The sequence below is a fragment of the Vibrio sp. Vb1729 genome, from assembly GCF_033338655.1.
Taxonomy (GTDB): domain Bacteria; phylum Pseudomonadota; class Gammaproteobacteria; order Enterobacterales; family Vibrionaceae; genus Vibrio; species Vibrio alginolyticus.
Genome location: NZ_JAWOTB010000049.1, coordinates 100961 through 122987, shown reverse-complemented (window position 1 = coordinate 122987; position 22027 = coordinate 100961). Strand labels below are relative to the sequence as shown.

Here is a 22027-nt window from a genome sequence, read left to right as displayed (position 1 = left end):
CTTAGTAAAGTGAGTTTTTGTTGTCTTCAATGTACTGGTCATCAAGGCGACCAAACATCTTGTAGTAAGTCCAAGATGTGTAACCAAGGATGATTGGCACCATAACAAACGCAACGCCTGTCATTAGGTTCAGAGTCAGCTCAGATGACGTTGCATCCCACATTGTTAAGCTGTGGCTTGGCATTAAGTCTGAAGGCATGATGAATGGGAACATCGCAAAACCTGCAGTAAAGATAACACCAGCAACACCCAAGCTTGAAGTAATGAACGAAATCGCACATTTTTCAAGACGAGATGCCAATACAGCGAGAAGCGGCATTGCAACACCTAATACAGGAGCAGCCCATAGTAGTGGGTAGTTTTCAAAGTTCTTCATCCACGCACCAGCTTCACGGATAACCTCTTTGTTTAGAGGGTTAGAAGCAGCGTTAGTGTCGATACCGCCAACAATGACGTAGCCATCGATATTTTGGATCCAGAAACCAGCCGCTACAAACGCAGCAACCGTCAGTAAACCAGCCAACTGAGCAACGTTGCGCGCACGCACATGCACTTCGCCTGTTGTTTTCATTTGTAGCCAAGTAGAACCTTGCATCAAAATCATGAACAAGCTTACTAGACCACACAACAGTGCAAATGGGTTTAGTAGACCAAAGAATGAGCCATGGTATGTTGGCATCAAGAACTCACTCAATTGGAATGGTACACCTTGTAGAAGGTTACCAAACGCTACACCAAAGATGATTGGCGGAACAAAACCACTGATTGAGATACAGATATCCCAGGTATTGCGCCATTTTGGATCTTCGATTTTAGAGCGGTAGTCTAGGCCCAGAGGACGAAGCCATAGCGCTGCTAGTGTCAAAATCATCGCTAAGTAGAAGCCTGAAAATGACGTTGCGTAAACCAAAGGCCAAGCAGCGAACAGTGCACCACCAGCAGTGATAAGCCAAACTTGGTTACCATCCCAGTGAGGAGCAATTGAGTTAATCATGACACGGCGTTGCGTGTCGTTTTTACCGATGATAGGTACAAGCGCGCCTACACCCATATCGAAGCCGTCTGTTACTGCAAAACCAACTAGTAGAACACCGATTAGTACCCACCAGATGAGTCGCAAGATTTCGTAATCAAACATCTTGTTATCTCCTTACCTTACGCTTCTACTTGGCGACTAACTTTGTCTTCAACAGAGTCAGCATTTTGCTCGAAGTGGTAGCGACCCGTTTTCAGGCTACTTGGTCCTTTACGAGCGAATTTCAACATTAGGTAAACTTCTGCAATCAGGAATACCGTGTATAGCGCCAGAATTGCGAAGAGTGAAGTCCAGATTTCACCTGCAGTTAGTGCAGAAGCTGCAACATGCACTGGTAAAATTTCACCTACAGCCCAAGGTTGACGGCCGTACTCAGCGACGAACCAACCCGCTTCAATTGCAATCCAAGGTAGTGGAATGCTAAATAGTGCAGCTTTTAGAATCCATTGTTTCTGTTCAATCTTCTGACGACACGTTTGGATAAACGCCGCACCAAAGACAAACAACATGATGAAGCCACAAGCAACCATGATACGGAATGACCAGAATAGCGGCCATACTGTTGGGATTGAGTCGTCCGCAGCAGCTTGGATTTGCTCTTCTGTTGCATCAACAACATTGTCTGTGTAGCGTTTTAGAAGTAGACCGTAACCTAGGTCACCTTTCACTTCATCAAACGCAGTCATGTTTTCTTCTGACTTGTCGCCCGCACGAAGCTTCTCTAGAAGTTCATAAGCGTACATGCCGTCACGAATACGATCGACGTGTTCATCACGTAAATCACGAAGACCTGTTACTTGCTCATCAAAAGAGCGTGTCGCGATAATACCCATTACGTAAGGGATCTTAATTGCGTAATCGGTATGCATCGTTTCCTGGTTAGGAACACCAAATAACGTAAATGCGGCAGGTGCAGGTTCAGTGTGCCACTCTGCTTCAATTGCAGCGAGTTTCACTTTTTGAACTTCACCAAGCTCGTAGCCAGATTCGTCACCAAGAACGATGGTAGATAAGATAGCTGCAATACCGAAAGAAGCAGCAATAGCAAACGAACGACGAGCAAACGCAATGTCACGACCTTTTAATAGGTAGTATGAACTGATGCCTAGAATAAACATTGCGCCACAAGTGTAACCAGAAGCAACCGTATGCACGAACTTAACCTGAGCAACTGGGTTTAGTACAACCTCAGAGAAGCTCACCATTTCCATTCGCATGGTTTCGAAGTTGAAATCTGCGCCTACTGGGTTTTGCATCCAGCCGTTTGCGATAAGAATCCAAAGAGCAGAGAAGTTAGAGCCTAGTGCCACAAGCCAGGTAACCGCTAAGTGTTGGCGTTTAGATAGACGATCCCACCCGAAGAAGAATAGACCAACAAAAGTTGACTCCAGGAAGAATGCGACAAGTGCTTCGATCGCTAGCGGTGCACCGAAGATATCACCTACATAGTGGGAGTAGTAAGACCAGTTCGTACCAAACTGGAACTCCATGGTAAGGCCTGTCGCCACACCAAGTGCAAAGTTAATACCGAATAGCTTACCCCAGAACTTGGTCATGTCCTTATAGATTTGCTTGTTCGTCATTACGTACATCGATTCCATAATGGCCAGAAGGAAGGCCATACCAAGGGTCAATGGTACGAATAGGAAGTGATACATCGCTGTCAGTGCAAACTGCAACCGCGATAGATCAACTACGTCAATCATGGTAACTCCTATGTGTCGGCTGAATGACACTCTCTACATATTGCAATCCATATTCAGGTGTTATTTACACTTGAAAAATGTTGAATTATCACAACTCATTGTTGCAAAAATGTGCTTCATTGGTTAGTTAATTGTTAAGCATCAGCTAATATAGCTGGGGCTAATATTACTTGTAAAAACAGATTGTTTCAAAAGGTTTATAGCCGTAACGCGCTTTGATATACATCAATGTTTATGCGCGGAATTTGCACAAAAATCCATCACATTGATCTAGATCAACCAGTATTGGATACGGATGTTAAGAGAGAGTAATCAGGAGAGAAATTAACCAGTTGCAAGCAAACATCGAGTTAACAATCAATGCTTTTTACTTACTAAACCAGTATGAGAAAAAATTCAAAAAATGTGAGTTTGGTCAACTTTAATGAAGCGCTGGGCAACAAAGGCCCAGCGAGGGAATCTTATTTTTCAATTCCGAAATGCAAATACGCACGATCTGTCGCGATTCTTCCACGCGGAGTGCGTTGTAAATAACCTTGCTGAATAAGATAAGGTTCAAGAACGTCTTCAATAGTGTCCTTTTCTTCACCTATCGCCGCTGCCATGTTGTCGAGCCCGACCGGACCACCACCAAATTTTTCCATAATCGCGAGTAGTAGCTTACGGTCCATGTAATCGAAGCCTTCGGCGTCCACATCAAGCATATTCAACGCCTTATCGGCAACATCGGCACAAATGTGACCATTGCCTTTTACTTCCGCATAATCACGAACACGGCGTAGCAAACGGTTAGCAATACGTGGTGTGCCACGCGCACGTCTTGCCACTTCCAATGCACCTTCAGGTTCCATTGATAAACCTAAACAATCCGCGCTTCGCTGCACGATATCTTGGAGGTCTTTTATCTTATAAAACTCAAGGCGCTGAGTAATACCAAAGCGGTCGCGCAATGGTGACGTCAAAGAGCCCGCTCGGGTCGTCGCACCAATTAACGTAAACGGTGGTAAATCGATCTTAATAGAACGAGCGGCCGGACCTTCACCGATCATAATATCCAGTTGATAATCTTCCATCGCCGGATATAGCACCTCTTCAACCATCGGACTCAAGCGGTGAATCTCATCGATGAACAACACATCGTTTTCTTCGAGGTTGGTTAACAGCGCGGCCAAATCGCCTGCTTTCTCAAGTACAGGGCCTGAAGTAGTGCGAATGTTCACTTCCATTTCATTGGCAACGATGTTCGCAAGTGTGGTTTTACCCAAACCTGGGGGACCAAAAATCAAAAGGTGATCAAGTGCTTCGCTACGTAACTGAGCAGCTTTAATGAAGATTTCCATTTGGTCACGGACATGGTCCTGACCTTGGTAATCCGCTAATTTTTTTGGCCGAATAGCACGATCAATGACATCTTCATCACGAAAGGCAGGGTTTTCTGGCGCGATTAAACGATCGGCTTCAATCATCTTTTTACCTTGAAAAATGGTTACCTGAGAGAATAATGCCGCTCGTTTAACAGCAAGTGGCATATTTCTATATCTCGTCATCCTGTACAGCGACGAAGGAGCGTGATACAGGATCTTCTATCCGAGCGATTTATGGTCAAATTGTTTCATTAACCGCTCAGCGTGCTGCTATTAGATTCCCAGTCTCGCCAGGCTCGCTGGAATGACACAAAAAACATCGTTAAGCGATTGGCATTAACCTTAGAGAATGAGTTATCTTGAACAAATGTTCACTGTGCAACTTGCGTTACACCATTGATTTTAGAGCTTCACGGATCATTTGCTCACTGCTCATGTCCGGTTTAGCGATCTGAGATACCACTTTCGATGCTTGAGTCGGCTTGTAACCTAGAGCTAGAAGCGCACTGATTGCTTCTTCTTCCGCGTTGTTGGATGTCGCACTAGAATCCGCAGGAGCAGCATCCGTAAATGGCGTAAATAGATCGCCAGCGCCCCACCCTTTCAAGCGGTCTTTCATTTCAACAACCAATCGCTCTGCGGTTTTCTTGCCAACGCCTGGAAGCTTAACCAGCGTAGAAACGTCTTCATGTTCCACACAAGTAACAAATTGCGTTGCTGTCATACCAGAGAGAATACCAAGACCGAGTTTAGGACCAACGCCATTGGCTTTGATCACTTCACGGAAAAGTGCTCGTTCTTTTACTGTGTTGAAACCGTATAGCAATTGCGCATCCTCACGGACAACAAAGTGAGTATAAATAATGGCTTCTTCGCCAACATTTGGCAGTTCGTAAAAACAGCTCATTGGCATCTGGACTTCATAACCAATGCCATTAACTTCAATTAATACTTCAGGTGGTTGTTTTTCAATCAGTATGCCACGAAGACGTCCAATCACTATAAATACTCTTTGGAAATGAATTTGCGACAGGATAATAAAGAACTGGATAGACATCCAGTTAATTTTAACGGTAGCGCCCTTTTCTGGCACTGGTTGCTTTGCCCGCTAACGCAACGAGAGTCTTGTTAGTATTGGCATGACAAATCGCCACACCTAAAGCATCGGCTGCATCCGCTTGAGGCTTGGCGGGCAATTTAAGCATCTGCTGAACCATATGCTGAACTTGCGCTTTGTCCGCGCCACCAGTGCCGACGACAGCTTGCTTAATAAGACGAGCCGCGTATTCAAATACCGGCAACTCCGCATTCACCGCAGCAACAATTGCACTGCCACGAGCTTGGCCAAGTTTTAGCGCTGAATCCGCGTTTTTGGCCATAAACACTTGCTCGATCGCGAAAACGTCCGGTTGAAACTGGGTAATGATTTCCGTGACGCCTGCATAAATCTGTTTAAGCCGACCCGGAAGTTCTTTTTCTGAAGTACGAATGCAGCCACTACCAAGGTATTGCAAGTGGCGTCCATTTTGACGAATGACCCCATAGCCGGTAATGCGCGAACCTGGGTCAATGCCCAAAATAATTGACATGAATGTTCCTAAAAATGAGGCCTAATTCGGCCTCAGTCTTTTTATTATTACTTGCTAACTTCGGAGCAAATACCGCTCCCGACACCTTGAGTTTAATCTAGCGTAGCCGCAACGTCGTCAGAGATATCACCATTGTGATAAACCTCTTGAACGTCGTCCAGATCTTCCAAAGCGTCAATCAAACGAAGTAGTTTTGGCGCAGTATCCGCGTCCAAATCTGCTTTCGTAGATGGGATCAGCGACACCTCAGCGTTCTCTGCCTCAAACCCTGCGGCATCAAGAGCATCTTTTACGAGTCCAAAGTCGCCTGGGGCCGTGTAGACATCAATCGACCCATCTTCTGCCGTTTCAATGTCATCAGCACCACTTTCTAATGCTACTTCCATTACCGCATCCTCATCTAAACCTGGGCCATATGAAATCACGCCTTTCTTGTCGAAAAGATAGTTGACGCTACCATCCGTCCCCAGATTGCCGCCTGACTTTGAGAATGCATGGCGTACGCCAGATACCGTACGATTTCGGTTATCCGTCATACATTCGACCATGACCGCCGTACCACCTGGACCATAACCTTCATAGATCACGGTTTCCATGTTGTCGTCGCCTTCACCACCAGCACCTCGGCTGACAGCGCGGTTGACAGTGTCACGTGTCATGTTGTTAGACAGTGCTTTATCAATTGCTGCTCGCAAACGTGGGTTATTTTCTGGCTCACCGCCCCCCTCTTTTGCCGCAACAACGATTTCACGGATTAATTTAGTAAAGATTTTGCCGCGCTTCGCATCTTGCGCTGCTTTACGGTGACGAATATTCGCCCATTTACTATGACCAGCCATAATTCACCTTTTAATGTATTTTGACGCTTAATAACAAAACATGTTCTAAAAAGCGTTGCTTGGGAAATTGCTTTGGAAGTTTCTTGGGTTTATTTAAACAAAAACTCCCGCAGTTGCGGGAGTTTTCTTAAAATGTTGTGCGCTTATTCTGCGTCTTTTTCTTTCGCTGCAGTTACTGAGATTGCTAGCTCTTCTAGCGCTGCTGGGTTCGCAATACTTGGTGCGTCTGTTAGTAGACACGCCGCTGCTGTTGTTTTAGGGAACGCGATAACATCACGGATGTTCTCTGTGCCACATAGCAGCATTACTAGACGGTCTAGACCAAATGCAAGACCAGCATGTGGAGGCGTACCGAATTTCAGCGCATCAAGCAGGAAGCCGAACTTAAGCTGTTGCTCTTCAGGTGTGATACCTAGAATATCAAATACGGCTTCTTGCATATCTGCGTTGTGGATACGAACAGAGCCGCCGCCCACTTCGTAGCCATTTAGAACCATATCGTAAGCGTTAGAATTTGCCGCAGCTGGGTTTGCTTTTAGCTCTTCTGCAGTCACACCTAGAGGCGATGTGAATGGGTGGTGCATCGCGTGTAGGTTACCTTCGTCATCTTCTTCGAACATTGGGAAGTCAACAACCCATAGTGGAGCCCATGCAGACTCATCCGTTAGCTCTAGGTCTTTACCTAGTTTCAAACGTAGCGCACCCATTGCTTCTGCAACGATACCCGCTTTATCAGCGCCAAATAGGATAATGTCACCAGATTCCGCTTGAGTACGATCTAGAATGCCGTTGATCACGTCTTCATTTAGGAACTTAGCGACTGGAGATTGGATACCTTCCATGCCCGCTGCACGGTCATTAACCTTCATCCAAGCTAGACCTTTCGCACCGTAGATGCCAACGAATTCACCGTAGCCATCAATTTGCTTACGAGTCAGAGAAGCGCCACCTGGAACGCGAATAACGGCAACGCGGCCTTTTTCGTCGTTTGCTGGACCTGAGAATACTTTGAACTCAACGTCTTTCACTAGGTCAGCAACGTCTACTAGTTCCAGTGGGTTACGTAGGTCTGGCTTGTCAGAACCGAAACGACGAATCGCTTCGCTGAACGGCATTACTGGGAATTCACCTAGGTCAACGTTTAGTAGCTCTTGCCACATTTCACGAACCATTTTCTCAGTCGTTGCACGAACTTGGTCAGCCGTCATGAATGACGTTTCGATATCGATCTGAGTGAATTCTGGTTGACGGTCAGCACGCAAGTCTTCATCACGGAAACACTTAACGATTTGGTAGTAACGGTCAAAACCAGACATCATTAGAAGCTGTTTGAATAGCTGTGGAGACTGAGGAAGCGCGTAGAAGCTGCCTTTGTGAACACGGCTAGGTACTAGGTAGTCACGAGCGCCTTCTGGTGTCGCTTTTGTTAGTACTGGTGTTTCGATGTCTAGGAAGCCGTTGTCATCTAGGAAACGACGAACAAAGCTAGACGCTTTAGCACGTAGCTTGATGCGGTCGCTCATTTCTGGACGACGTAGATCTAGGTAACGATACTTCAGGCGCTGCTCTTCAGAGTTCTTTTGGTTGAAGTCTAGAGGCAGAACATCAGAACGGTTGATGATTTCAAGACCTTTCGCAAGGATCTCGACTTCACCTGTTGCCATGTCTTTGTTTGCTTGGCTCTCTGGGCGAACGCGCACTTCACCCGTTAGTTTGATACAGAATTCATTACGAAGTGTGTTCGCCACTTCATACGCATCCGCCATATCTGGATCAACAACTACCTGAACGATACCTTCGCGATCTCGCATATCAATAAAAATAAGACCGCCTAAATCACGACGACGGTTAACCCAGCCGCAAAGTTCTACAGTTTGTCCTGCAAGGGACTTGTTCAGGTGACCACAGTAATGGGTACGCATAATGAAATTCCCAATCTCTCAAATGTTGTTAACTACGCTCTGTCAGCCTCATTGCTAAGCAGAGTAAAGATTCAGTTATACGCTGAATGTCCACGAAAATCGACTACTCAACATACAATTACGTGTGTTTTATCATTCACTGGTGCTTTTTAGTACAACAAATGTTCAAAAGCGCACCAAAGCGAAAAAATTGGGGAGGATTATAGCGTGAAATTACCTATTTCAGCAAAACTCTCGTAAAGTATTCACACGAGTAGCAAGCAGTAAAGAATAATGGATAACTTACCTCTTCGACTTGGATTGACGATGTGGTCGCACAATCAATGGCAACAAAGTTTTTACGGCAGCGGGACAAAGCCCGCTGAACGTTTAGAAAGGTATGCGCAAGTGTTTCATACCGTGGAAGGCAACACGACATTTTATGCCACACCGACGCTCAATACAGTGCAAAACTGGAGAGCCGCAACCCACGATGATTTTCGCTTTACTTTCAAACTTCCTAAAGCCATCACTCATGAGCAAATGCTAAGAGGTTGCAGCGAACAACTGAGAGACTTCATGAAAGTCATGGAGCCTTTGCATTACCGTGTGGGCCAATGGACAATTCAATTGCCAGCCGCATTTGGTCCTGAGCACCTTGATCGGCTGAAAAAGTTCTGTGCGAGCTTTCCACCTAACTTCCCTCTCGGTGTTGAGGTTCGCCATATGGCATTTTTCTCCAAAGGCGAAGAAGAGCGAGCACTTAACCAATGGTTAGTAGAGAATAATATTGACCGCATTATTATGGATAGCCGCCCAGTCTTTGCCGCTAAGCCCGACAATGAGGCGATTATTGATGCACAAATGAAAAAACCACGAGTACCTGTTCACGCCATTGCTACCGCTTCACACCCTTTGATTCGCTTTATTGGTCATCCAGAAGAACAGCAAAATTACGAGTTTTTTAAACCATGGCTCAACAAGTTGCCACAATGGATTGCCGAAGGTAAACAGCCATATGTCATGATCCATACCGCAGACAATATAATTGCGCCAGAGTTGGCCGCAAACCTATATAAAGACATACAAAAGCGTATCACGCTCCCTGAGTTAGCACCTTTCCCTGCTGACGATGGCAACTCGCAGTTACAGATGTTCTAACGCAACACATGACAGAGGCGCGAAATTCCCATAAAATACGCGCCTTTTTTGGTGCCTGACATTTTCAGGCGGCTTGTATGCAGAGACTTAGTTATGAACCCTAAGAGCAATCCAGATACTATTTTTTCGGCTCCAATCGATAAAATTGGGGATTTCACGTTCGATGAACGCGTAGCGGAAGTATTTCCTGACATGATTCAACGATCGGTACCGGGTTACAGCAATATCATTTCTGCAATCGGTATGCTGGCAGAGCGTTTTGTAAAACCTCACTCAAACATCTATGACCTTGGCTGTTCTTTGGGTGCTGCAACATTGTCTATGCGTCGCCATATCAAACAAGAAGGTTGCCAAATCATCGCAGTGGACAACTCTCCTGCGATGGTTGAGCGTTGTAAACTTCACGTCAACGCTTACCGCAGTGACACTCCTGTGGATGTAGTAGAAGCAGACATTCGCAATATCGAAATTGAAAACGCATCCGTTGTGGTATTGAACTTCACACTGCAGTTCCTTTCTCCAGAAGACCGCTATGCTCTACTAGAGAAAATCTACGCGGGTCTGCGTCCGGGCGGTATTTTGATTCTGTCTGAAAAGTTCGTGTTTGAAGATGAAGTGTCGAACGAACTGTTAATTGACCTTCACCACGACTTTAAACGTGCGAATGGTTATAGCGAACTAGAAATCAGCCAAAAGCGCAGCGCGATAGAAAACGTAATGCGCCCAGATTCAAAGAAAGAACATAAAGAGCGTTTCGCTAAAATTGGCTTTTCTAGCTACGACGTTTGGTTCCAATGCTTTAACTTCGGCTCCATGTTCGCGATTAAATAGACCATGCATACCAAGCCTGAACCATACCGATTTCGGCTTTTGTTAATAATTTATACCCATCAACTCAGCGATTGACTAACTATGTTTAACTTTGCAAATTTCTACCAATTGATTGCCCAAGACACTCGTCTTCAACCTTGGCTTAATGTGCTTCCGCAACAGCTAACGGATTGGCAAAATGCAGAGCACGGTGACTTTGGTCGCTGGTTGAAAGCCCTGAACAAAATCCCAGCGGGTAGACCGGACAACATCGACATTGTTGATTCTGTCACGATTTCAAACAATGAGCCGATGCCTCAAGGAGAACTTAAAAAGCTAGAAAGCTTACTTCGTACATTCCATCCTTGGCGCAAAGGCCCATACCACGTACACGGCATCCATATTGATACTGAGTGGCGCAGTGATTGGAAATGGGACCGCGTGCTTCCACATATTTCTCCATTAAAGAATCGCAGCGTACTCGATGTAGGTTGTGGTAACGGCTACCACATGTGGCGCATGCTAGGCGAAGGTGCACGCTTAACTGTCGGTATCGATCCATCTCACCTGTTTCTAATTCAGTTCGAAGCAATTCGTAAACTAATGGGCGATGACCAACGTGCACACCTACTGCCATTGGGCATTGAACAACTACCTAAGTTGGAAGCGTTCGATACGGTATTCAGCATGGGCGTGCTTTACCATCGCCGCTCGCCTCTCGATCATTTAGTGCAACTAAAAGATCAATTGGTATCTGGTGGTGAACTCGTATTGGAAACACTCGTGATTGAAGGTGATGAGAATGCAGTACTGGTCCCGACTTCTCGTTACGCGCAAATGCGTAATGTCTATTTCTTCCCTTCAGCAAAAGCCCTAAAAGTGTGGTTAGAATTGGTCGGTTTTGAAGATGTTCGTATCGTTGATGAAAACATCACATCCGTAGATGAACAACGTACCACAGATTGGATGACGCATAACTCTCTACCTGACTACTTAGATCCGAACGACCCAAGCAAAACTGTAGAAGGCTATCCTGCCCCTCGCCGCGCGGTTCTTGTCGCTCGCAAATCATAATTCGCTGAGATTCCTGACATTGTCTTAACTCATTTTACGAGTTAAGACATTACCCTCTTTCCTCGTAATGAGCGAGTTTGTTTTTTGAATCCATTTTTCACGTCAAAATATAAGCACGCTCTAAATAAGGATGCGCTTTTATGTCCTTGATTTTTGGCTTTTCATCACTATTCCTCAAACAATAAGTAATAGAGAAACATTCTTACTTGTGAGGCTTTATCGATATAAGCTAAACTCCTAAAAAATAAACAACTTAATCCAATCCCAAGGTTTTCAATGTTATTACGATTGACCCCGATTGTTGCCATCGCCTTACTATCTGGATGCTCACTAACCAAAGGCGAACAGTACCACCAAGAAACGTTAGCGGCGATTCAAAATTCAGAAGCGAATGTCAATAATCGCATTACCAACCTAGAGCTGCAGCTCAGCAACCAATCGGACTATATCGACAGCCTTGAAGAACAAGTCGATAAACTACAGGTTGAACTTCTTACATTTCGCGATGAAGCAATGGCAGAAGTAAAAAAACCGAAAGAGCCGATTATTGTCCAATCTCCCGCTCCTGTGGAACCAACCCCAACTCACGATATTGTCCTTGGCTCTATCGAAAAGGTCACTGTAGAGTCGATTAAGCAAACTTTTGATGCACGTATCGACACTGGTGCCGCGACGTCGTCTTTAAATGCCGTTGATATTGAAGAGTTCGAAAGAAATGGTAAAAAATGGGTCCGATTCCACTTAGCAGACACCAGTAAATCCGAAGAAGAGAAAAGTACTTGGATCGAAGCTCCTGTCATTCGCTACGTCAAAATCCGCCAGGTTACCAGTGAAGAGTTAGAACGCCGCGCTGTGGTAGAACTTTGGGTGCGCGTTGGAAAAATTCATGAAAAAGCGCAATTTACGTTGGCAGATCGCTCACATATGAACCATCCTATTTTACTGGGTAGAGAATTTATGCGCGACATAGCACTTGTCGATGTAAGTCGTACCTATATCCAAACGGACGAAGATAAAAAATAATAAGGTAGATTATGACGTCAAAAATACCGTTTTACCTTTCTATCATCTTATTGGTGATTGCGGGCATTGCTCTGAGTGTTTTCAGACATGAAAACTACGGCGTGCCTTGGACGCCAGGCGAAACTCGCCAGGTATGGGATGTAGAAGCTCGTATTGAGTTCAATGCTAACGGCAACGAAGTAAAAGCGTCACTTGCAGCACCTCATACACAAAGTGGTTACACACTTATCGGTGAATCTGCTTCCTCATCAGGTTATGGCGTTTCCTACATCAATGACGATTCAGGCCGTCGTGCAGAATGGTCAATTCGCCAAGCTCAAGGGCCACAAACCATATACTACAAAGCCCAGTTCTTAGTAGACCCTCAGGCTAAAGTCACTCCTTTACCGCCAACGGAAGACATTACGCCACCAACGCTTTCAGCGCCACAAGCAGCAGCGGCAAATGCCCTTATCGAACGTGCGATGAGTCGCTCAGCCGATAATGTGACGTTTACTCGTGAGCTTATCAAAGCGCTTAATGACCCTGATAGCCAAAACTCGTCGCTACTACTGAACGATTTCAGCCGTACTGATGCACTGCATAACATTTTGCTTACCGCAGGTATACAGAGCAAAACCGTCGGTGTTATCGAACTAGAAGATGGTCGTCGACGCCAAACAATTCAACCAATGGTTCAGGTTTGGTCAGGTAAAGATTGGGTACTGTTTTCGCCAAAATCCGAACAAAAAGCAGTGAAACCCAACTTGTTAGTGTGGGATGAATCAAACGTATCCTTACTTGACCTTGTTGGTGGTAAAAATAGCCAAGTGCATTTCTCGATGATTAAGCAAGAAATGACACCACAACAAGCTACAAACAACAAAATAGAAGCAGATGGATTACTGAATATTTCAATTCATAGCCTACCTTTGGAAGAGCAAGCGATGTTCAAAACCATCATGCTCATCCCTATTGGTGCTCTGATCGTTGTGTTCTTGCGTGTGATTATCGGCCTGAAAACATCCGGTACCTTTATGCCTGTGTTGATTGCCGTTGCTTTTGTTCAAACTCAACTATTAACGGGTATTGTCGGTTTCTTGCTAATTGTAGGTACAGGCCTGATTATTCGAAGCTATTTGTCTAGGTTGAACTTATTGCTGGTAGCAAGGATATCTGCGGTCATTATTACCGTTATTATGATCATCTCGGTGTTCACCGTTGTTGCGTTTAAAATGGGCTTAACAGAAGGCCTAACAATTACCTTCTTCCCTATGATCATCTTGTCTTGGACGATTGAACGTATGTCAATCCTATGGGAAGAAGAAGGTGCGAAGGAAGTTGCTCTGCAAGGTGGTGGTTCATTGCTGACAGCGGTATTAGTTTACCTTGCAATGACGAACTCATACATTCAACACTTAACCTTTAACTTCATTGGTCTACAGTTGATTGTTCTGGCCGGTATTCTATTACTAGGTACTTACACCGGTTACCGCCTCACTGAGCTACGACGCTTCAAACCACTAGCGGAGGACTAAACGATGTTCGAAAGTTTTACTTCGCCGTCTAAGCTTCGCCATAAAGGCATTATGGGGATGAACAAGCGTAACCACAGCTATATTGGCCGTTACAATGATCGTTCTAAATACCCACTTGTCGATGACAAGCTAAAGACCAAAATTATTGCACAGGCAGCAGGAGCAACAGTTCCTGCCCTGATCGGTGTCATTCATAACCAAGCTGAAGTTAAGACTATCCACAAAATGGTTGAGAACTGGCCTGGTTTTGTAATCAAACCTGCACAAGGTAGTGGCGGTAAAGGCATTCTGGTTGTTACGTCTCATAAAAACGGGGTATATACCAAACCCTCCGGCTCTACAATTGGTAGGGATGAGGTCGAGCGTCACATTAGTAATGCGCTTGCTGGCCTTTTCTCTCTTGGTGGTAAAAATGACGTTGCTGTGGTTGAAAACTTAATCAAGTTTGATGACTGTTTTGATGGCTTCAGTTATGAAGGCGTACCAGATGTTCGGATCATCGTATTTAAAGGTTATCCAGTTATGGCGATGATGCGCTGTTCTACAGCGGCTTCCGACGGCAAAGCAAACCTTCACCAAGGTGCGGTAGGAGTAGGCATTGACATCGCGACAGGTAAAGCCGTCAGAGCGGTGCAGTTCGATCATCCAGTGACTCATCACCCTGATACAGGTAAAGACCTTTCGACCCTTCAAGTACCGCATTGGGAGCGCTTGCTGGAGCTTGCGTCAAGTGCCTGGGAAATGACAGGTTTGGGATACATGGGTACGGATATGGTGCTGGATAAAGATGAAGGGCCTATGGTTTTAGAGCTTAACGCTCGCCCTGGTCTGGCAATCCAAATCGCTAATGGTGCAGGCTTGCTTCCTCGTTTGAAACACATAGAGAGCCTTGGCACACCTGCTGAGTATCCAAAACCGATTGAACGCGTCGCTTACGCGGCAGAGCAATTCGGTGTGAAGCCGTTGTTCTAACCCTCCGACCTAATGTTCGTTATTACTCGCCAGTAATTGTCATGATTACTGGCGTTTTTGTTCCCGCATCCAAAAACCTTGCACTTGCTCTCCTTATTAAACACATCCTTCTCATATATAAGTTGAATCAATGATCGAGCTAACAAAATCAACATAGATCGTTTCTTTTCTACTTTGCCTTTTGAGTATGATGAGAGCTCCCCTTACTCAACTTGAGAGGTTGGGAAATGCTAATAAAAGAAACAAATAATGATGAACCAGAGCTTGAAGAACAAGAGAGCTTAGACCAACACCTACAACGCTTGTCTGAGCTTTCTGTCCAAGCACTTGAAGAACTTGCTGAAATGATCGAAGTCAGGGACGATATTCCAGAGGAATAAACGTCGCTTCCTCATTAAGTTCCGCTAATAAGCCGAGACTGCCGTCCTACAGTCTCGGCTTGTCTTATGTTGTTCGAAGCCTACCTCGTAAATAGATACAAAAACGCCCGCGTTCATTGCGGGCGTTTTGTTAGATTCGAAGTTTACGATTCAAACTCTTCAATCATCTCTTGTGCTTCAGTCTTAGGCTTATCCGTTTGACCAAAACCACGCAAGCCAACCACGTGTACGTGTTCGTGATCTTTAAACACCTTACGCACCAGTTTGTAGGTCGTACCTTTCTCTGGGCTGATGTTTTCAGGCGCCGCGATAAGAAGCTGCATATCCAGACGGTCACACAATTCGAACAATGTCGCGATCGATTTCGCATCCAGACGCGCGGCTTCATCCAAGAAGAGCAGACGACAAGGCACAATGTCTTTGCTGCGTAGACGACGAGACTCTTCTTCCCAGCTTTGAACAACCATAAGAAGGATTGACTGACCGGTACCGATCGCTTCACCTGTTGATAGCGCGCCAGACTCAGCCTGTAGCCAACCATCTGTACCACGGTTTACTTCTACACTTAGCTCTAGGTAGTTACGGTAATCCAGTAGCTCTTCACCCAGAACTTGAGGTGAACGTTGACCCATATCGATGTGTGGGTTCACGCGTTGGAACAGTTTCGCCATTGCTTCAGAGAAGGTAAAGCGAGTCGATTCAAACAGGTCTTTATGCTGCTCTTGTTGTGTCGCTAGGCCGTTCAGTAGCACTTCGTGACTTTCGCGGATCTTCACGTTTAGACGTACGCCCTTCACCTGACCGAACGAAATATTCGACAGGCCTTGGTTCAGCATACGAATACGATTTTGCTCACGCTGAATCGTCTTCTTAATGATGCTCGCTACTGACTCAGAGCTGATCGCTAAGCGGTTTTCACGTTGGGTTAGCTCTTCCGTTAGACGCGCTAGCTCAACTTCCATCTCTTCGATCGCTTCAACTGGATCATCAGTACGGATGATATCCTGACGAATGCGCTCGCGAAGATGTTGGTAAACCGCGATGTAGAACAGAACTTTACGCTCTGGACGTGCATTGTCTTCTGATAGACGCAGCGCATCACGCAGGTCGTCATTGTTCGCAACCGCGAGACGCAGCGCACCCAATGATTTATCCGACATTGAACGCAGTTCATCCGCTGACATATAAGCCAGTTCACGCTTGTGTAGACGACGCTCAACATCGTTCTCACGCGCCAGACGAAGTACTGAACACCAGCCAGCTTTCGCTGCAACCACGAACGTACGTAGCTCAACGTATTCTTTCTGAACTTTCTTCAGACGTTTCGCCAAGCCTTTCATCTCTAGTTCAGTAGAGGTGATCGTGCGCTCGTATTCGCTCTTACGACTGCGAGACGTGTGTAGACGCTCGTGCAGTTCGTCACGACGACGCATTGCACGTTCTTCCGCACCTTCGTCCGCATTAACACCAAACTCTTGAAGTTCTTGTTTGAACTCTTGAACCGTTTCCAGTTTCGCTTGGTGTGAACTCTTCAATGATGCCAATACTTGGTTGTATTGGTTCATTTGACCCTGCGATTGCTTCAACTCTTCACGAGAGCGAGTACGCATTTGTTCAGCTTGAACCAGTTTAGCTTTTAGCTGCTCACTCAGTTCGCTGCTCTTGTTCAGTAGGTCTACTGAATCTGAGTAAGCGAAGTAGTGACGACGTTCAACGAGATCCGAGAGTGCAAAGATTTGCTTCTTAAGATCTTGTAGCCGCTCGTCTGCCGCTTTGTATTCTGCTTCTAGTGCATCGAATTGCTCTGGGTCAGCATCAAGCGCAGACGCAATATTCTCTAATTGCGTGACGGCTTTTGCATGGTTGCTTAAGAAGTTCTTCGCCTCTGCAAGCTGAGCGATTTTCTCTTCTAGCTCATCAAAACGCGCTTGCAATGACTCATCTTCAACAAGCACCATGTGTGACGCTAGCTTGTCCAGAGAAGACAACGCTTGCTTGCTGGTTTGAAGCTGAGAACGTTGTTGTTGCTCTTTCGCATCCAGATCCGCCAGCACGCGAGCAATTTGGTTACGCTTATCACGAATAGTTGCCAGTGCTTGTTCTGGATCGGCGTCAAAAGCAACCTGAATGTGGTTAGACACAAATAAGTTAAACGCTTGGTACAAGCGCTGCATTTTCTGAGAATCAAACGCCGCTTTTGCGTGTTTCTCTACCACTTCTTCTCGTTCGTTACGCAGCAACTCTAGACGCTGCTCACGTGCCGCACGGCCAAACAATGGGATCTCAGGCAAGCGAGAGTAACGCATTTGGCGATCGTTCATACGAACGCAAACCGCGCCCTCTAACTCTTCTGCATCGAACGAGCTGTCATCAAAGGCATCGATGTCACCTTCAATGATGTACAAGTCTTCTGGACAGTCGTCTAGCTCTACCAGTTTCTCTTCGATGCCTGACAAGTCAGAAACGACGATAGCGTGACGAGCCGGACCGTACATCGCACTGAAGTAAGGCGCGTCATCAATCGTGATGTCATCGTAGATCTCAGACAGCAATACACCGCCCAGCGTATCTGCCAAACCTTTCAGGCGAGGGTCATTTGAACCACCAGGAGAAGCAAGACGCTCAATCTCAGAGTCTAGCTGGCTACGGCGCTCAGCAAGCTTATCTTTAGCTAAAGACAGCTCCCTTTCTTGTTCAAGGACAACTTGCATGTGGTTCATTACCGCATGGCGATCCTCAAGCTGTTCACCGCTCTGCTCTCTCAGTTTCTCTAGCGCATCGTTCGCCGCAATCCAAGCTGGTGCTATTGCTTCAAGCTTACTGATTTCTGCCACCGCGTTTTGCTCTAGACGGCGCTGTTCACCACGCTGATCACGAACTTCTTCTTGAGCTATCTCTAGTGATTCGATTTGCGTCGCATGACGTTCACGTTCTTGTTCAAACGTAACCTCATCGGTTAGTTCAACGTGATATTGCTTTTTGTATTCAGCAACCAGTTCACGTGCTTGACGCTGCTGGTTAAGGCTGCGTTCGAGATCACGGTGTTGTGCTCGCCATTGTTGTTCGTTTTGTGCAATTTGTTGTGACTCACGCGCTTTCGCAATTGCGGTTTTCGCATGTTCAGACGCGTCTTTGCGCTCAACTTGACCAACGATGCTTTGTACCAGTTTAAGCGCGGTTTCAAACTGCTCTGCCGCTGCAGAGGACATGTCCAGTTTGTGCTTAACCGATAGCAACGCATTGGTGTGTTCTGATTCTTTGCTCTTAAGCTCAGAGACAAGCGCTTGAGCCGATTCCGCCGTTAGGCTGTCATCGCCAAGTAGCTGCTTCGCTTTCTCCAGCGCTTGAACTGCTTGTTGATATTGAAGGGCGCGAGTTTGCTGAACGTCAAGAGCTTGCTGGTAATCAGCAAGTTGCGTCTTAAGGCTATCCACCTCTTCTTCTGCAACGGTAGCTTGCTCTTCAGCCATCATCACGCGTTCTTGCGCTTCTTCCACTACCATCATTTGTTCTTCAAGACGCTCGCTCAGCTCTTCAAGATCTTCTTGGTAGCGTTCGATCTTCTCTTGCTGACGCAGCGCGTTTTGCACCAGTTGCAAGTGATCAGAAGCCGCTTGGTAGTCTTGCTCTAAAGAAGATTCTGATTCGATCAGCAGTTCCAGCTCTTCTTGAACGCGATTAAGCAGATTGTTTTGCTCAATCAAGGTCTCGCGAGAACCAAATAACTCTGAACGCAAAGACAATGTCTGTTCTAGTTTTTTACGACGCTCGTTAGCATGGCGCATATAGTCCGCTGCCACGTAGTTAGTCGACTCTGTGATCAAGTGTTTGAACAAGTCACGGTCTGCTTGCGTAGTTTTGATCGCTTCTAGCGTCATGCGGTTTTCACGCAGCGCCGATTCCATATCTTGGAACGCTTTCTTCACGCCGCCGTTTTGTGGCAGAAGGTAGTCACGTAGCGAACGGGTAATCGCACTTGAGATACCACCGTAAAGCGATGCTTCGATCAGGCGGTAGAATTTAGAACGGTCACCAGAGTTACGCAGTTTCTTCGGAATCACACCGAATTCAAACATTTGTGCGTGGTAATCCACGATAGAAGAGAAGGCTTTAAATTGAACGCCTTCAAATTCTGCGATTGATTCTTTTACTTCATTGATTTGACGTACACGAGCTTGAGTCGCAGATACGCTTTCAACCAAGATATCTGTTGGTTTCACATGGCTTGGAAGACCTTGGATAACAAACGGTTTGATGTCTACTTTCTTATCACGACCTGCAACTTGCTGCAGTTTTACTGCGAACAATAGGCGTTGGTTACGTGAGTTAACCACGTCAAGCGCCGCATAACACGCGCCCGGCTGTAGCTTACCGTACAGACCTTTGTCGCGAGACGATTGGCTGCTGCCTGCTTCTGTGGTGTTACGGAAGTGCAGTAGCGTTTGGTCAGGAATCAATGCGGTGATGAACGCCGCCATTGTGGTTGATTTACCTGCACCGTTACCACCTGATAGCGTGGTGACCAGACCATCGATGTCAAACGTACGGGCAAAGAAGCCGTTCCAGTTGACCATGGTCAGCGATTGGTATTTACCGCGTTCAATCATGCTCATGCTTCACCCTCTTCTGTCGTTTCTTCTTGGGCTTGGTCGTCTTGATCTTCTTCAGACAATAGGCTGCCTTGGCTTGGCTCTTTGGTGTGCACTACTGCTTCACCATCACGGATCAGACGCAGTTGCGCTTCACGCATGTCATCGCCAATACGTACATCGGCACCAAAGCGGAATACCGCTTCACTGATGCTGAACTTACCGGTTTCACCGATGTTGATGATCATGCCTAGGCGACGCAGACGACGAAGTGACGTACGTACTTTTTCAAACAGCTTTTCTTTATCAAGGTCAGAACCGGTAGCACGGTTCGTCACTAGCTTCATCAGCTTATTTTCATCTGCTAGAGCAAGCAGTTCGTCGTACAGCTCTTGGTTAGTAAAGATGCCTTCGTGCGCAAGACGCTCTGGGCTTAGATAAAGGAAACACAGTACCTTACCCACCAGCATATCCAGTTCAGAAAGAACACTACGGCCAATCAGAGACGTTGAACGTGGACGAAGGTAGAAGAAACCTTCTGGCGCTTTCACCAATTCGGTGTTGTAGCGTTGGTAGAAAGAAGAAAGCTCAAGTTCGAAATCCGACAACAACGCGTGATTGTCTAGATCTTCACTTGAGATATGACGCCCTGCTCGAAGCATGCTGTCTAGCGCTGGGAACAGAGGGTTAGAAATTGCTTTTGCCAGATTCTCTGACATGTATTCATTAGTATCGGTCGATGACATTCGCTTGTACCTTTGCCCCAAATTCGTTGATTGCTTTCCAGTCTGGTTGAATCGCTTGGTAATCCGATTCTGAATACCCTAGACGTACAGCTTGATCGACGATAATGCGAGCTAAATCAAAATGATGAGTGTAAGGGTGCTGTGCAAGGTAATCTCGCAGTACCACACTCAAATCGATTGGTGTGCCTTGATCTTTATGCGCTTTTAGCATGTCACCAATTCGTTCAGACAACTCATCATTGACTTGTTGAAACTCTTCGTATTCTACGTCCATCGGAACTTGACCCGTGACCTCGTCATCACGCAGTACTAGGGCCTCATCACGAAGGTCGGAAAGCCTCTCCGCATCTGCATAAGTCAGATACCAAGGCGCATCGAAGTAATCTTTGACAGATTGACGCAGACGCGAGCTAAACGCACGATTCTTATCCATATCGATTGCAGTACGGATAAACTTGTGCACGTGTCGGTCGTAACCAATCCAAAGGTCGATAGCTTGCTGGCCCCAGCTTGTGATTCGGTCCAGCTTCATTTGCAGACCAAACAAGGCTTCTTCGATAAACTCCAGCTCAGGGTCACCGTAAACAATTTCTTGAATATCGAGGATCTGAGTTTGCAGTTCATCACTGGCGGCTTGCAGCGTATCTTGAAGTTCACGCAACGTGCTTGATGTTTCTGACAGAAGTGCTTCACAGTTGTTGATCGCTTCGCGCCAGTCTTTGTTAAGCAGGTCAGCAATCTGTTGTTTCACTGACTGTTGCTGCTCATCCATAACACGTTGGTTGAGGTCAATTTGATCGAAAATTTCGCCTACAGAATATTTTAAAACACCGTATACGTTTTTCTTCCAGTGACCCGGTGTGCCACCTTTTTGTGCTGCCTCAATCGCTTTCGCCATTTCATCCGCTACCATGGATAGCTGGATAGATAGACGCAGTTTTGAGAACTCACGATGACGCACGTAGTAGTCGGTTATTCCTATCGCTAATGGCGACAAGCGGTAAATGCTCGCTCCGTCAGTAATTTCACTGACAAAACGGCTCATAAGACGCTGCTTAACCATCTCGTTGATCGCATTGTTCGCACGAAAAGCGGAGGCTTCGCCGGTCTCATCAAATAGTCGAGTGACGATGGCAAATGCATCATGCAGTTCACCTTCACCCAGTTCTTCATCGAACCTTTCATTACTCAGTACGGCAATGGCTATCAAAAATGCCAATCGCTCTGTGGTCAGGTTCAACGAGAAATCGTGCTGCTTAACCCAGCCAACCAGCTCATCGATTGGTTGCTCTGCAGCATTGAGAGTCATCTCACTCATTG

General features: G+C 46.1%; 17 protein-coding genes. 7 read left to right on the top strand and 10 right to left on the bottom strand.

Annotated elements, in window-relative coordinates; genetic code table 11:
• Nucleotide 1: 1 nt before the first annotated feature.
• The 7 genes from cydB to aspS form a co-directional block, all read right to left on the bottom strand.
• Nucleotides 2-1138, bottom strand: coding sequence for a cytochrome d ubiquinol oxidase subunit II (gene cydB, locus R7E29_RS20950; protein WP_006742909.1), 1137 nt, complete (start codon nt 1136-1138; stop codon nt 2-4).
• A 17-nt stretch (nt 1139-1155) separates the two neighbouring features.
• The gene (gene cydA, locus R7E29_RS20945; RefSeq protein ID WP_005378311.1) at nt 1156-2742 is read right to left on the bottom strand and encodes a cytochrome ubiquinol oxidase subunit I; all 1587 of its coding nucleotides are present in this window, start codon (nt 2740-2742) and stop codon (nt 1156-1158) included.
• 461 nt (nt 2743-3203) lie between these two features.
• The gene (gene ruvB, locus R7E29_RS20940) at nt 3204-4208 is read right to left on the bottom strand and encodes a Holliday junction branch migration DNA helicase RuvB (RefSeq protein ID WP_005378312.1); all 1005 of its coding nucleotides are present in this window, start codon (nt 4206-4208) and stop codon (nt 3204-3206) included.
• A gap of 286 nt (nt 4209-4494) precedes the next feature.
• Nucleotides 4495-5106, bottom strand: coding sequence for a Holliday junction branch migration protein RuvA (ruvA, locus tag R7E29_RS20935; RefSeq protein ID WP_017820041.1), 612 nt, complete (start codon nt 5104-5106; stop codon nt 4495-4497).
• 67 nt (nt 5107-5173) lie between these two features.
• Nucleotides 5174-5695, bottom strand: a complete 522-nt coding sequence (gene ruvC, locus R7E29_RS20930) for a crossover junction endodeoxyribonuclease RuvC (protein ID WP_005387909.1) — start codon at nt 5693-5695, stop codon at nt 5174-5176.
• A 92-nt stretch (nt 5696-5787) separates the two neighbouring features.
• Nucleotides 5788-6534, bottom strand: a complete 747-nt coding sequence (locus tag R7E29_RS20925) for a YebC/PmpR family DNA-binding transcriptional regulator (protein WP_005378402.1) — start codon at nt 6532-6534, stop codon at nt 5788-5790.
• A gap of 143 nt (nt 6535-6677) precedes the next feature.
• Nucleotides 6678-8456, bottom strand: coding sequence for an aspartate--tRNA ligase (gene aspS / locus R7E29_RS20920; RefSeq protein ID WP_054576383.1), 1779 nt, complete (start codon nt 8454-8456; stop codon nt 6678-6680).
• A 273-nt stretch (nt 8457-8729) separates the two neighbouring features.
• On the opposite strand from aspS, the gene R7E29_RS20915 reads away from it, so the two are divergent.
• The 7 genes from R7E29_RS20915 to R7E29_RS20885 all read left to right on the top strand — a co-directional run bounded on the left by R7E29_RS20915 (nt 8730) and on the right by R7E29_RS20885 (nt 15372).
• The gene (locus R7E29_RS20915; protein ID WP_054576382.1) at nt 8730-9596 is read left to right on the top strand and encodes a DUF72 domain-containing protein; all 867 of its coding nucleotides are present in this window, start codon (nt 8730-8732) and stop codon (nt 9594-9596) included.
• 93 nt (nt 9597-9689) lie between these two features.
• Nucleotides 9690-10427 (top strand): carboxy-S-adenosyl-L-methionine synthase CmoA, encoded by a 738-nt coding sequence (gene cmoA / locus R7E29_RS20910; RefSeq protein ID WP_054575109.1) that lies wholly within the window; start codon nt 9690-9692, stop codon nt 10425-10427.
• A gap of 81 nt (nt 10428-10508) precedes the next feature.
• A complete protein-coding gene (gene cmoB, locus R7E29_RS20905) occupies nt 10509-11480 on the top strand; it encodes a tRNA 5-methoxyuridine(34)/uridine 5-oxyacetic acid(34) synthase CmoB (RefSeq protein WP_005387902.1) in 972 nt (323 codons plus the stop codon).
• Nucleotides 11481-11756: 276 nt separating this feature from the next.
• Nucleotides 11757-12503 carry an ATP-dependent zinc protease gene (locus R7E29_RS20900; RefSeq protein ID WP_005378391.1) on the top strand — a complete coding sequence of 249 codons (747 nt, stop codon included), beginning with the start codon at nt 11757-11759 and terminating at the stop codon, nt 12501-12503.
• An 11-nt stretch (nt 12504-12514) separates the two neighbouring features.
• Entirely contained in the window at nt 12515-14020 is a 1506-nt protein-coding gene (locus R7E29_RS20895) for an inactive transglutaminase family protein (protein WP_005378389.1), read from the top strand.
• A 3-nt stretch (nt 14021-14023) separates the two neighbouring features.
• On the top strand, nt 14024-14992 hold the full coding sequence (locus tag R7E29_RS20890) for an alpha-L-glutamate ligase-like protein (RefSeq protein WP_005378387.1): 969 nt from the start codon (nt 14024-14026) through the stop codon (nt 14990-14992).
• Between the two features lie 227 nt (nt 14993-15219).
• Nucleotides 15220-15372 carry a hypothetical protein gene (locus R7E29_RS20885; protein ID WP_005378381.1) on the top strand — a complete coding sequence of 51 codons (153 nt, stop codon included), beginning with the start codon at nt 15220-15222 and terminating at the stop codon, nt 15370-15372.
• A 143-nt stretch (nt 15373-15515) separates the two neighbouring features.
• On the opposite strand, the gene mukB is transcribed toward R7E29_RS20885, so the two are convergent.
• From mukB to mukF, 3 genes are read right to left on the bottom strand one after another with little or no spacing between them, the layout of a single operon-like run.
• Complete coding sequence (gene mukB / locus R7E29_RS20880; RefSeq protein WP_054576474.1) at nt 15516-19979, bottom strand: chromosome partition protein MukB; 4464 nt, start codon at nt 19977-19979, stop codon at nt 15516-15518.
• A gap of 2 nt (nt 19980-19981) precedes the next feature.
• Nucleotides 19982-20707, bottom strand: coding sequence for a chromosome partition protein MukE (gene mukE / locus R7E29_RS20875; RefSeq protein WP_005378379.1), 726 nt, complete (start codon nt 20705-20707; stop codon nt 19982-19984).
• A complete protein-coding gene (gene mukF / locus R7E29_RS20870; RefSeq protein WP_054576381.1) occupies nt 20688-22025 on the bottom strand; it encodes a chromosome partition protein MukF in 1338 nt (445 codons plus the stop codon). Before mukF ends, mukE begins: the two co-directional genes overlap by 20 nt.
• Nucleotides 22026-22027: the final 2 nt, after the last annotated feature.